This is a genomic window from Oleiphilus sp. HI0132 (genome assembly GCF_001635845.1).
Map to the genome: position 1 here is coordinate 1 of NZ_LWGJ01001086.1, position 11,699 is coordinate 11,699.

The 11,699-nt window shown below is 43.2% G+C and carries 12 protein-coding genes; 5 read left to right on the forward strand and 7 right to left on the reverse strand.

Features of this window, described 5'->3' with window-relative positions; genetic code table 11:
- Positions 1 to 43: 43 nt before the first annotated feature.
- Positions 44 to 1,258, reverse strand: coding sequence for a sigma-70 family RNA polymerase sigma factor (locus A3766_RS14040; protein WP_068515439.1), 1,215 nt, complete (start codon positions 1,256 to 1,258; stop codon positions 44 to 46).
- Positions 1,259 to 1,647: 389 nt separating this feature from the next.
- On the opposite strand from A3766_RS14040, the gene A3766_RS14045 reads away from it, so the two are divergent.
- Positions 1,648 to 2,925 carry a fasciclin domain-containing protein gene (locus tag A3766_RS14045; protein ID WP_255375490.1) on the forward strand — a complete coding sequence of 426 codons (1,278 nt, stop codon included), beginning with the start codon at positions 1,648 to 1,650 and terminating at the stop codon, positions 2,923 to 2,925.
- 348 nt (positions 2,926 to 3,273) lie between these two features.
- On the opposite strand, the gene A3766_RS14050 is transcribed toward A3766_RS14045, so the two are convergent.
- The 4 genes from A3766_RS14050 to nhaA form a co-directional block, all read right to left on the reverse strand.
- Positions 3,274 to 4,017, reverse strand: a complete 744-nt coding sequence (locus A3766_RS14050) for an SDR family NAD(P)-dependent oxidoreductase (RefSeq protein ID WP_068515443.1) — start codon at positions 4,015 to 4,017, stop codon at positions 3,274 to 3,276.
- A gap of 87 nt (positions 4,018 to 4,104) precedes the next feature.
- The gene (locus tag A3766_RS14055; RefSeq protein ID WP_197482883.1) at positions 4,105 to 4,878 is read right to left on the reverse strand and encodes a MipA/OmpV family protein; all 774 of its coding nucleotides are present in this window, start codon (positions 4,876 to 4,878) and stop codon (positions 4,105 to 4,107) included.
- A 10-nt stretch (positions 4,879 to 4,888) separates the two neighbouring features.
- Positions 4,889 to 5,563 carry a heme-binding protein gene (locus tag A3766_RS14060; protein ID WP_068515449.1) on the reverse strand — a complete coding sequence of 225 codons (675 nt, stop codon included), beginning with the start codon at positions 5,561 to 5,563 and terminating at the stop codon, positions 4,889 to 4,891.
- 175 nt (positions 5,564 to 5,738) lie between these two features.
- Positions 5,739 to 6,914 (reverse strand): Na+/H+ antiporter NhaA, encoded by a 1,176-nt coding sequence (gene nhaA / locus A3766_RS14065; protein WP_068515454.1) that lies wholly within the window; start codon positions 6,912 to 6,914, stop codon positions 5,739 to 5,741.
- Between the two features lie 261 nt (positions 6,915 to 7,175).
- Here nhaA and A3766_RS14070 point away from each other — a divergent pair, with 261 nt between their 5' ends.
- Positions 7,176 to 7,502, forward strand: coding sequence for a hypothetical protein (locus A3766_RS14070; protein WP_068515457.1), 327 nt, complete (start codon positions 7,176 to 7,178; stop codon positions 7,500 to 7,502).
- Here the strand turns inward: A3766_RS14070 and nhaR are convergent.
- Positions 7,486 to 8,400: a transcriptional activator NhaR gene (gene nhaR, locus A3766_RS14075; protein ID WP_068515460.1), complete on the reverse strand. Its 915-nt coding sequence runs from the start codon at positions 8,398 to 8,400 to the stop codon at positions 7,486 to 7,488. The two genes, A3766_RS14070 and nhaR, sit on opposite strands and share 17 nt — an antisense overlap.
- A 256-nt stretch (positions 8,401 to 8,656) precedes the next feature.
- Between nhaR and A3766_RS14080 the strand changes: the two genes are divergently transcribed.
- The 3 genes from A3766_RS14080 (at position 8,657) to A3766_RS14090 (ending at position 11,108) form a co-directional block, all read left to right on the forward strand.
- Positions 8,657 to 9,295 carry an HPP family protein gene (locus A3766_RS14080; RefSeq protein ID WP_068554077.1) on the forward strand — a complete coding sequence of 213 codons (639 nt, stop codon included), beginning with the start codon at positions 8,657 to 8,659 and terminating at the stop codon, positions 9,293 to 9,295.
- 399 nt (positions 9,296 to 9,694) lie between these two features.
- Entirely contained in the window at positions 9,695 to 10,636 is a 942-nt protein-coding gene (locus A3766_RS14085; RefSeq protein ID WP_068508639.1) for a universal stress protein, read from the forward strand.
- Between the two features lie 37 nt (positions 10,637 to 10,673).
- Entirely contained in the window at positions 10,674 to 11,108 is a 435-nt protein-coding gene (locus A3766_RS14090) for a phosphate-starvation-inducible PsiE family protein (protein WP_068515468.1), read from the forward strand.
- 193 nt (positions 11,109 to 11,301) lie between these two features.
- Here A3766_RS14090 and A3766_RS14095 read toward each other — a convergent pair whose 3' ends face one another.
- Positions 11,302 to 11,670 carry a hypothetical protein gene (locus A3766_RS14095; protein ID WP_068515472.1) on the reverse strand — a complete coding sequence of 123 codons (369 nt, stop codon included), beginning with the start codon at positions 11,668 to 11,670 and terminating at the stop codon, positions 11,302 to 11,304.
- Positions 11,671 to 11,699: the final 29 nt, after the last annotated feature.

Below are 11,699 nucleotides of genomic sequence, written 5' to 3' on the forward strand. Positions count from 1 at the left end.
CCTCTCATTATTAATCATTACGAATCAAATTGAATAATGGATCTCAATTGCCATTGCCCAGATCGGTGTCTGGTTCACTTTCTAAGATTGTGTTCAGCTCTTTTTCAGATTGAAGCGATAATTGGCGAACCCTTTCAGATGAGATGAAGAGTATCTCGCTGATCTCTTTTAGCGTGTAGGTGCGGTTGATTCCTATGCCATATCGCATTCGGAGTATGGTTTGTTTTCGTAGATCTAAGCTCCCTAGGATGTTTTTTAGGTCTCGTTTGTACAGGAGCTCCTGTGTTTTTAGGTCTTGTTCGTTTTTTCCAATGAGTTCGTGTTCTTCAGGTTCTGGAGACTGTGCATACCATTCTGTGTTAGCGGTCGCATGAGTATTTAATTCGACATAAGGTGCTTTATTACTGATGTTATCTGGCAAACTCGCTCTAAACTCATGGCTTCTAGGAGGTCGTGATAGCTGCTGTTCTAGCTTTGCCCTCGTTTTGTCGGCAATTGCTTTATCGCGGAGTTGATCGTAAGGTTTACGAACGACACTTGCTTGCTTTTCGATAGCCGCATGTATGTGATGACTAATGGCAGTATAAGCATAAGTCGAAAAGAGGAACCCCTTACTGGGATCAAAGCGCTCAATGGCTTTAAGTAAGCCGATACTGCCTTCCTGCACTAAATCGTTGTAAGGCATTCCGAGGAATCTAAATTTGCCAGCTACGCTAAAAACAAGCTTCAAATTTGCAGTTATTAGTTCATTACGTTCGCTCTTATATTGTTTACTTAGTTTTTCCAGCGTGTGGACCTGATCACACAGAAGAAATTGGTCTGCTGTGTTTTCTTGATTGATGTGTTCGTTGATAACTTTTATCACTAGGTGGCGAGGGACTTTCCAAAGTGAAAGGTTTTTTTTCAGCTTTCTGCTTACTGCTTTCCTCTGCTGCTTTGAACCTTCGATATGGTCGATTACCTCAAGAGAATCGATGAGAGAAATGATTTTTAAATAGACACTTCCATCGTTATAGATCTGGGTTCTTAAGTATTTTTGAGTTTCGTTCTCGATTAGTTCGACCAATGACTTCAAAGAGCTCAGTAGTCTGGGAAACTGAGCAAATAAAACCAGCTGTGACAGGGCGTAAGACTCCATAGATTTATAGAGCTTCATTTGCGTTGCGATAGGCAGTTGTGGCAGCTGATTATTCTCAAGGTCATAAGGGTTTCCACTCGTATTGCTAATCTTGGTTTCAGCATATTCTTTAGCGAGCATAGGTGCTTATTCTCCGGACACTGTTTAATTACCTTTACTCGAAGAATGCGAAAACGGATCATAATTTTGTGTTTTCATGTCGTTTCGTTTTAGAAAACAGAACTTAATTGTGATCCGAATTTACAACCTCCCCGTAAACTGGTTTGAGCGCTCGAGATGAATGTCACCGACGCATGTTTAATTTGTAAGAATGATGTCGGTATTAACTCAAAACGAAATTGAAGAATGATTTAGGGAAGGTACACATTATGTCCACTCGACTTTTAGACAGGCTTTCTTGGGCCAAAAGTTTATCCGTATTGTTGTTTGCCAGTTCAACACTATTATTGTCAGCATGTAGTGACAGCGATAACGATAGCGCAGCGTCTTGCACGGGTTAAATCGCAGACATCGCTGACTGCAACGATAGCTTCGATACACTTTATGCTGCGGTGGCGGCGGCAGGCTTAGGTGAAACCCTAAGTGGTGGAGAGTTTACAGTATTTGCGCCGACGGACGATGCCTTCGATGCATTGTTTACAGCATTGGGTGTGACGCCAGATGAGTTCCTGGCGCGTTCAGACCTAGCTAATATCCTGACTTACCATGTTTTATCTGGAACGGTTGACGCGACAGCAGCTACATCCTTAGCTGGAATGATGGATAACACAACACCCACTGTTGAGACGTCGAGTATTGAAGTATCTGTCTCTGGCGATGATCTATTTGTTAACCGCTCTCAAGTTGTGATCGCTGACGTTGTTGCGGACAACGGTATCATTCACGCAATAGATAAGGTTCTTATTCCACCAAATTATTTCAATGTTGTTGAAACGGCACAAGCAGATGGTCGCTTTGATACATTGGTGGCTGCCGTCGTTGAGGCTGGCTTAGTAAGCACTTTAGCGACAACGCCAGACCTAACCGTTTTTGCACCGACTGATGATGCCTTTGCAGACTTGGTGGCAAATAATGACGCGTTTGATAGTGCCGGTGATATTCTTGCACTAACGAATCTTGGGGATATTCTGCAATATCATGTATTGGACTCTGAAGTTGATGCTTTGACCGCAATCAGCCTGTCAGGCAATACAACAACGCCGTTATATACCGCAAAAGATCTGGCAATTTCTTATGATGACCCAGACTTATTCATTAACACATCTAAGGTCATTGTTGCCGATGTCGATACATCAAATGGAATAATCCATGCGATTGATAAAGTCCTATTGCCACCATCAGCTGATGCTTTATCAGATGACAGTATTACCATTGGTGAGCTGGTGACTAATTTGGCAGGGGCTGAGGTGGATGCAGAGTTCACAACCTTGCTCGCCGCGCTTCAGCAAGAAGGCTTAGATGCTGCGTTGGTGGGGGATGGGCCGTTCACCGTGTTTGCACCGACTGATGCAGCGTTCGCAGCAGTGGGTACACCTAGTGAAGTGCTTGCTTTAGGTGGCTTGGCAGATATCTTGAGCCAACACGTAATCAGCGGCACAGAAATTGACTCCATAGCTGCCTATGCAGCAAATGGCACGGCTGTACCGACATTGCGTGCAGATACAGATCTTACAGTAGATATCGATATGGGTATGCTGATGGTTGGAAATGCCACGGTGTTGATTACAGATGTTGAAACCTCAAATGGTGTTATTCATGTAGTCGATGCGGTAATCACAGCCCCTTAGTAGAAGTGGTTATCTAAATCGATCTACCTTTGTCCCGCTTTGCGGGACTTTTTTTTCGAATTAGAGCGAGTCTAGGAGAGCGTTATTTTATGGCTACCAATACAAGTAAAAATGTAGATACAGAGCATCGCAGCAAACAAAGCACTACCCTAAGATTACCTTGCAGGGGCTGCCTAAAAACATGCTCAAACTATACAGTGTGTGATGGACGCCCGTGGAGAACAATGATAGCCATTGACTCATGAGTTAGAAATCGACACGGCTCGTGTAGAAAAGGCTGAGTAAAACAATTGTTACCTTAGTAGCTTGGTTCGGTTTAGGTTTCTGAGTAAGCCAAGAGCTGGCCTACTACCACTCAATATCCATATTGTTCCAATCTTTAAAACTTAACTTTCCATCTGCTTTTGACTCAACTAAGAGTTGATGCAGCCGATCTGCGACAAAGTCGGTCTTGAATAGTTTTTCTTCTGGAACGCCCGCTTGGTATGGCTTTGAAAGTTCGGTGTCTGTGGTTCCAGGGTGGAATGAAATGACTTTTGCTTTTGGAAAGCGACGACTGTATTCAATAGAAGCATTCTTGAGAAGCATGTTTAGTGCTGCTTTAGAGGCTCGATAGCTATACCAGCCGCCGAGCCGATTATCTTTAATGCTACCCACTCTTGCTGATAATACAGCAATCGTGGTCGCTGAATTTTTATTCAGTAACCCGGTCAGCTCTTTTAACCAGACAATCGGCATGAACGTGTTGGTCTCAAAAACGCTATGCAGACTTTCATAGTTGATATCTTCGATACGTTTCTCAGGCTTTATGTTGAGTTCTTTACTATGTAGTAAACCGCTGGCGATCACGATATATCGAATAGGTATATGACTGTCCGCTATTTGTTTGCAGCAAGCCTGAATCGAACTAAGCTTGGCGTCGGTTTGTAGCCATTCGGTTTTTGTTTTTTGACTTTCATTTCTCTGGGGCTCGTTCCTAGACAGCGCAAAAATAGTCGTGATGCTTCTATCTGATTGCATACGTTTAAGGATTGCGCTCCCAATACCCCCGTTAGCGCCGATGATAATTGCTGCAGCCTTGGATTGGTTCATTTTGTGTGACCTCAATGGTTATTGAAAACTGAGTGCAGGGAGTAATGGCTTATTGGAAGGGTGCATCAGCTTGATTCAGGTTTGAAATCAAAAGAATCGGGTGAAAGAAAGATTTACCTTCCAATGGTTTTTGTTGTTAACAATAGGGCTGTTATATAGCGAGGAGTCCAGCCAGGAATGTGTCACGCTGGCACGGGTAAAGCCTTTGAGAAAAATTGGCGTTGCAAAGTTAAGGCTAACAGACGGATTGATCGACGTGTTGGGAGTGTAAGCTTGTCTATCTGAATTGGATTCGTGATCGCGCACGCCAAAATAGTAGTTACTGTACGCGCTATCCAAGTAGTTTAAAGAGATCTTTGGAGTCAAAAAAAATGGCCCGTAATTGTAACGGTATGACATTGCAAGGGTGAAATCTTGTCCGCCTGAATGGTTCTGTAAATCATGAAGATAGCTAAGTGTGTACGACAGTCTGTCTTTTTTGAGGCTTGTACTCAGACCGCCAAACAATGAGTTCTGGCGCCTCGTCATTCCGTCAAGATGCTTTGAGTCGTTCGGTTTGTAACCGACCGACTTATAGGTGATGAGTGCCAAAGCTTCCAGTTCAGCACTCTGATGTATGATATAGCTGGCACGAGGCCCCAAAAAGCTAAACCTAGTACCTATATAACCTATAATAGGCAGGGCAACCGTGTCAGCTCCTACGCCGGCATAATAAGAGGAATTGATGCTTGTAAAAGCACCGTAAAACCAGCCAGTCTGTTGTTTTCTAGCCTGGCTTTTTTTTACTAGCGACGTTTCCTTACTGCCGGTTTGATATGGCTCAGCATTCAATGAAACAGAGCTCGACACTAAGGCGAGCACAATTATCAACCTAAGGTAGAACATCAATTAATATCTCATTGCGTCGCAGAAATGGTAGTGCCCAGGGTGGATCGTACCCTGCATAACTAGCTAGTGAAATTGAAGAGTAATTATTGCTGTTGAGCCAGTCACTCAGTTGATTGACATGTTTTTGATAATTGCTTTCACTCCATAATCCTGAATAGCTAATCGCTGCAACTCGTTTTTCAGGAACCTCACGAAGACAAACAAGCGGGTCTGTAGGTTGAGGAGAATTGTTAATAGTGAACTTGTCTGGTAGCACAAATTTCAAAATCCAGCCTTGCCGTTCGTTCTCAGTCTTGCTCGGACTCGCAATAACAGGGCTGGTCATCGCAACTATTTTACCTTTTTCTTCCTGTGGTTCAGCGATGACTGGTGCTGTCATCGAAATGTCATTGGCAGAAACATTGGCCCCAGAAATATAGTCAAACAAACGTCTAAAGGATTGGTCGGTTGCATCACGAAAGTTGGGCTCATTTACGTAGGTTTCAACTATCATGACAGGTTCGTATCGTCTTATTTCGATATTGCCGACCTTCTTTTCAACGGTATAGCGAGCCTCATCTGTAGTGCGTATACCAAGTAGTGAGCAGCCTTCCAATATGAGGCTCAGCAAAGTTATTATGATGAGCAAGGGGGCACTGCTTCGTGCTTTATTCCACATATCAGAAATCACCTCGTCTTAAAAATCAGGGAAATAAAAAATAATATCTACCTAGTGTTTGTACGCTGAATTTTGCTTAGTGGATCTATATAAACGAAATTTTGTACCAAAGAGTGCTATTTATTTAACGAGTCAGCCCTCTTTGGCACAGGTTGGTGCATTAGAGTGTGCCGCTTTATACAGCTTTATTGTTTCGGCTTCTTATAATAATGATGGCCCCCATCACAGCTGACATAACTGACCCTAACAGAACACCTAGTTTGACGCTGTCGTGATAGCTTGGGTCATGGCTCTCAAAAGCGAGTGTGCCGATGAATAAGCTCATGGTAAAACCAATTCCGCACAGTACGCATACACCATATAATTGAGGCCATGTGGTATCTTTTGGCAGGCTTGCGATACCTGATCTCACCGCCAGCCAGCAAGCGCCAAAGATTCCCAGTTGTTTGCCTAAAAACAGCCCAAGCGCGATACCTAATGTAATTGAGTTAAATAGATCATGAGTGCCGATCCCGATTAAGTTGACACCGGCATTCGCGAATGCGAACACAGGCAGTATCATAAAGGCAACCCAAGGCTGAATGCTGTGTTCCATTTGCTTTAACATTGGGTGTCCGTCTTCAGTGGCCACGTTAATTGGTATAAACCAAGCCACGATGAAACCCGCTAGCGTAGCATGAACACCTGACTTGAGTACGGCTGCCCACACAACGATACCGACAATAATGTAAGCCGCTTGTTTGCTCACCTTGAATCGGTTCAACAGGCCTAGAACAAACAGACCTGAAATGGCAACGGCAAGAGAGGCTGTTGATAGGTCTTGTGAGTAAAAAATGGCAATAATGACTATCGCACCGATATCATCAAATATAGCAACCGAGAGCAGGAATAGCTTGAGGGTCAGTGGTAGGCTTTTGCCGAACAGACTAAATATACCTAAAGCAAAGGCGATATCAGTTGCCGATGGAATAGCCCAGCCTTGAAGTGCCGCCGGATTTTGTTGATTTAAGCTAACATAAACTAAAGCGGGAGCAATGATGCCCGCCACAGCGGCAATAGCAGGTAGTATTATCTGGTCTTTTGAAGATAAGTGGCCTTCAATAATTTCTCGTTTAACTTCTAGGCCGACCAAGAAAAAGAACAGTGCCATCAAGCCATCATTGACCCAAAGCAATAGCGGTTTAGCAATTTCAAAGGAGCCGAATTGAATGGTGACGGGTAAGTTAAGCACACCTTGGTAGAAACCATTGAAAGCTGTATTCGCCATGATGAGTGCCGCCAAAGCCGCGAGAATTAATAGAATTCCCCCTGCTGCGTCATGCTCAACCATTTCTCGAAAAACTTTTGTCATAGGTAGGTCCTTGCTTTAAATGATGAGAAGACATTTATATGCTTTTACCTAGCTATGAAAAAGTCGAATATTCAGCTCAATATGATCGAAAAAAACTGATCAATTTTTTTTGGATCTTTAACCAAACGGCTGGGGGAAAGCATGGATTTAAATTGCCACTCATAAATACTTCGGATACTTCGAAGTATTTATGAGTGAATAACTTATGGATACCTAGGGTAGTTGGTCGTTAGCATAGTAAAAAAACACGGAGTTGAAATTATGCTGTACCTAAATGTAAGTGAGCACGTAATGCGTAACTGGAGCAGAACAGTCGATCTTTACTATTCCTTTCACCTGAGTGGCATTAACACTGATATTGAATCAGTAAATCTGTTGATAGAGGAACGCCAACAAGAACATGATAATAGAGCTCTTTACTACTGTGAGCTGAATATTCACCCATGTGTAGGGGAGCACTTACAGCTAGCGGTAGAGAGCGAAAATTGTGGTGTCGCGATTGAACAGAGCTTTGCCAAAGCAAAACGTTATATGCTGCGCCGCATGCGCGGAATTTCAGATGAAGCGGCAGCTAAGATGCTTGGCTAATAGATGAAAAGCTTCGTCGTGCTGCATCGGTAATTGCAACGACAGCCGGATGTTTCAATTTTCGCTCTGGTGAAATAACAAAGAAGTGTTCGCTAACATTGTTTATCTCACCAATCGACTTAACGTTATACATGCGCTCAACTTGGCTTGCCATGGCTGATGGCGCAGGAAAAAAACCTGCACCGCCTTCGCCAAATGCTTTTAGCAATGTACTATCGTCAAACTCTGCGATGACATTTGGTGATATGTCTACCTGATCAAACCAATCATCCAAGCTTCTACGTAAAGCATGATCATTCAGAGGGAGAAGAACGGGTGCCTCATTTAGCAATTCAGGGAACTCTCCTGAATGTTGGTGCCGCAATTCGTCTGTGCCAAAGAAAGATAAGCTACTAGAACCTAGCTCATGGCTAAAGGCTTTAACATTGAGCCCGGTAGGAATACTGCGATCAGATAGCACCAAATCAAGTTTGTGAACGGCTAAATCTCCAAGCAAGCTATCTAGGTCGCTCTCCATACAGACGATTTTTACCGGATCATCTAGTTTCATAGCTGCTTCGAGAAGTTTATAAGCGATGAGTTTGGGAATGGAGTTTACGATTCCAACATTGAAAGTAATTGGTGCTCCGGGCTGCTTGCTTTTGACTCGTTGAGTAAGCTCAGCGCCCAGGCTGAATATTTCATCGGCGTATTGCTCAACCATGCGCCCCATCTCGGTGATAACTAGGCCGCGACCCACTCTTTGAAACAGAGGCTCACCGATAGTTTCTTCAAGCATTTTCAGCTGACCGCTGATTGTTTGAGGCGTTAAATGAAGAGACTCAGCTGCTTTTGCGACGGAGCCTTCTCGAGCGACGGTCCAAAAATATAGCAGGTGGTTGTAATTGATATGTCTCATGCTAAGCCCCCTAAGGTGTATTGACTGACAATCGTAATTCATCAATATTGCAAGTTATATACGAAGATAATGTGATTTTAGATCGGTTTTTTCGATGATGGTTTGTTTAGTGTCAGCTTAATGTTTATTTTCAGTATTGTAGAAGCTTTCCTTATGATCGAAAAAAGCGACCGTTTAGTAAGTAAAAAGCTACTTTTATCGATCCCAGAAAGGCGGGATGATCTAAGTCGTATAAATTGTATTGGGGGATTTTGCTATGTTCTATGTATATTCACCGAGTGGACGGGCCTTCGCTGGGCCGTTGGAAAAGCTTAGGAAGGTTGAGAAACCCGCCAATACCTCGACAATACCGAGTTTAAATTATACAGAAGTAGAGCTTGAAGAGAATGAGCAAGCCAGAAGTTCCTATGATGTGCCCGTCAAAGCGATTTCTGAATATCAGAATTTGCTTAAGAAAAACTCACAGCAAGAAGCTGTTTATCATGCTTACCAAGTTATGAGCCAACCGGTCGTTAGTGTTCAGCTAAGCGATACATGGGGATACGTACTTGAGTTATTCGAACAGGTGCATTATCAGGTAGTTCCTGTTCTGGATAATAAAGGGCAGCTAGTTTCAGTAATCTCTCGCCAACAAATATACGCTAAGCTCTTGTCTCAATCGTCGGTTCAAATGGGGCGGGACACTTCATTATCGAGTGTTATCCAAACAAGGGGGAAATCTGTTGTTTCAGCGGATCCTGTGACAGATGTTCGTAGAGTGGCCAAGGCCTTAGTCATGTATAGCTTGGATGCAATCCCTATTGTGGATGCTGAGCATCGTTTAGTGGGGATTGTCTCCCGCACTGATATTTTAAGGTGTGTGACTGCCAACCCTCCTCTTTCAATGTGGTGTTAGCGCGAAAGAGACTTAAGCCCCCAAAGAGATCTAGGCGAAGATTTATCTGTGTCAGAAAATTCCTTATTAAATGAACGAATTAAACTGCTTTTTTAAGGGAATGTTCATTGAGAAACTGAGGCTATATTAAGTAGCTGTATGAAGCTATCGAATACAAACCATTCTAACTCCCTTGCTCGAGCGAACTTTCGAGACACCCCGCATTGCGGGGTTTTTTTATATTCTGCAATACTCTTAGCATAACTTTATGTTCGTTAAAATCGAGTAATCATTTAGCTAAAATCTGATTTTTACGAGCATTAATAGTTGAAATAATGGCTTAGCTTTTAATCGTTTTAGTTGATGATTAGTGCTGTCAAGTGTTGGATTATATTTTCCAAATTATGAGAGGGACTAAAAATGAAATTGAATCATATTATGGTACCTATTTCTCCAGGAGGTGGAATTGCTCCAAGCTTGGGTGAGCTTATCGGCTTGAGGAGTGACAATGATGAACCGCTAGAGGTTAAGTTTATTACTGTAATCGAAGACGCTGACTTTTCTAGAATCTCGGGTTATATGAGAGCCTCTCCTGCGACACTCCTAGAGCACGCAATCAATGTTGAGCTTGAGCGGCTGGATGCCATGATTGCGCTCTTAGAAAAAAAGCTTCCTGATGTGTTATTTGAGCGCGAAGTTGTAACAGGCGTGGCATTTATCAATCTTATATTAAGTGCGTTGCGGGGCCACTATGATTGTATTGCCATCTCTAAGCCTAGTACCAACAAGAAAGATAGTAGTGTTATGGGAAGCACTTTGATGCACCTGATGCGTAAGTCACCCACGCCAACTTTCGCGATTGGCCACCAAAAAATGTGCCCTGAAATGAAAATAGCCGCAGCTATCGATGTAAGTAACATTGATGTTGATAGCGGCTTGAATCAGCAGATACTTGATGCAGCTTTGAGCCTGGCGGAGTTATATCGCGCAGAGCTGCATATTGTTCATATCTGGCACCTTGCGGGTGAAGGGTATCTTAGTACTTGGGGGCGGCGCAGTGACTTCGAGGTCGGAGCTATGGCAAGAGAAGAAAAGCACTCTAGGAAAGAGAGAGTTGACGCCCTAACGGGGCATGCTAAGCGGCGTATTCGAGAGATACATTTAGTTGAGGGGCAGCCCAAGAATGAAATACCCAAATTCGTCGATGATCAGTCAATTGATATCTTGGTGATGGGGACTGTGTGCCGTTCAAATGTTGCTGGCATGATCATAGGCAATACCGCAGAGTCTATTTTGGGTAAGGTCAATTGCTCAGTGCTGACTTTGAAGCCAGAAGGGTTTGAGTCTCCTGTTGTTAAATAGTGAGTGATTCAATACCTTATTAGATAGGACACTTAAGATGAAAAATGACACTGAAAGTATTTTGATTTCTCGTATTTATGTCTTGGTTCGGTACTGCGTCCGGTTACTCTCAATATTGATGGCTGTCGTTATTGTGATGGGCGTTATTGATGTTGGCTGGACACTGTATCAAAAGCTCATAACACCGCCGCTGTTTATACTCACTATCTCTGATATGTTGGCAACGTTTGGGGCGTTCATGGCAGTCTTGATTGCCATTGAGATCCTTATCAATATTACCGTCTATCTACGTGATGATGTGATTCATGTAAAGATTGTGATGGCTACTGCCCTAATGGCGGTAGCGCGAAAGGTGATTATTCTGGATTACAAAGAGGTTCAACCAGAGTATGTTTATGCCACCGCAGTACTAGTCTTCGCGATGAGTGTGGGATACTGGGTAGTTCATAAACTACCTGAAAAATCACAGTAGATCATTGACTCTAACTATCCTGAGCGGAGGGGTAAATTCGTATAGTTATTTTGTGACCTGATTTTTAAAGGTGTTTTCGCGGAGAGAGGATACGGTGTCTTGATTAAAGGTTTTGTTGCAGCGTCAAAAGCAGACTGCGTCAGCGATTCACCCAGTCAGGGTTGATCGATCTGCAGCCTGTTGTTGCTAGAGGTTAAACAACCAGTTTGGCTTCATTGGCCTCTTCAGTAACGTCGAGCAAGGGAGTAGCTCTGCGAACTCGATTATGTTTTTTGAGCTTACGAAACAAGGTCTGGTTTACTTTTTGTAATGCATCTACAAATGCTTTCTCTGTGCTGTCTCGTGTAGTAGTAATAAGAATCGACGGGAGCCCGAACAGTGTAACCTTAACTTTGCATTGTTTATCAACGCCGCCTTTTGGGCCATTCACATCTTCTAGGTTAACGTTGATTCGTTGAATAGACCCTGCAGCCTTTCGATACATTCGTCCTAATCTTCGCTCAAGGTCGAATCTAACGCCAGGGCTAATAAAAGCTGTTCGTGTGTTGACTGAGATGTTCATATTACTCTCCTATAAGCTTGAATAGATGC

Excerpts from the sequence above, each read along its gene's own strand:
- A3766_RS14085 (WP_068508639.1), top strand. The coding sequence starts at position 9,695 with ATGAAATTGAATCATATTATGGTACCTATTTCTCCAGGAGGTGGAATT.
- A3766_RS14060 (WP_068515449.1), bottom strand. The coding sequence starts at position 5,563 with ATGTGGAATAAAGCACGAAGCAGTGCCCCCTTGCTCATCATAATAACT.
- A3766_RS14050 (WP_068515443.1), bottom strand. The coding sequence starts at position 4,017 with ATGAACCAATCCAAGGCTGCAGCAATTATCATCGGCGCTAACGGGGGT.
- A3766_RS14070 (WP_068515457.1), top strand. The coding sequence starts at position 7,176 with ATGCTGTACCTAAATGTAAGTGAGCACGTAATGCGTAACTGGAGCAGA.
- A3766_RS14040 (WP_068515439.1), bottom strand. The coding sequence starts at position 1,258 with ATGCTCGCTAAAGAATATGCTGAAACCAAGATTAGCAATACGAGTGGA.
- A3766_RS14080 (WP_068554077.1), top strand. The coding sequence starts at position 8,657 with ATGTTCTATGTATATTCACCGAGTGGACGGGCCTTCGCTGGGCCGTTG.
- A3766_RS14095 (WP_068515472.1), bottom strand. The coding sequence starts at position 11,670 with ATGAACATCTCAGTCAACACACGAACAGCTTTTATTAGCCCTGGCGTT.
- nhaR (WP_068515460.1), bottom strand. The coding sequence starts at position 8,400 with ATGAGACATATCAATTACAACCACCTGCTATATTTTTGGACCGTCGCT.
- A3766_RS14090 (WP_068515468.1), top strand. The coding sequence starts at position 10,674 with ATGAAAAATGACACTGAAAGTATTTTGATTTCTCGTATTTATGTCTTG.
- nhaA (WP_068515454.1), bottom strand. The coding sequence starts at position 6,914 with ATGACAAAAGTTTTTCGAGAAATGGTTGAGCATGACGCAGCAGGGGGA.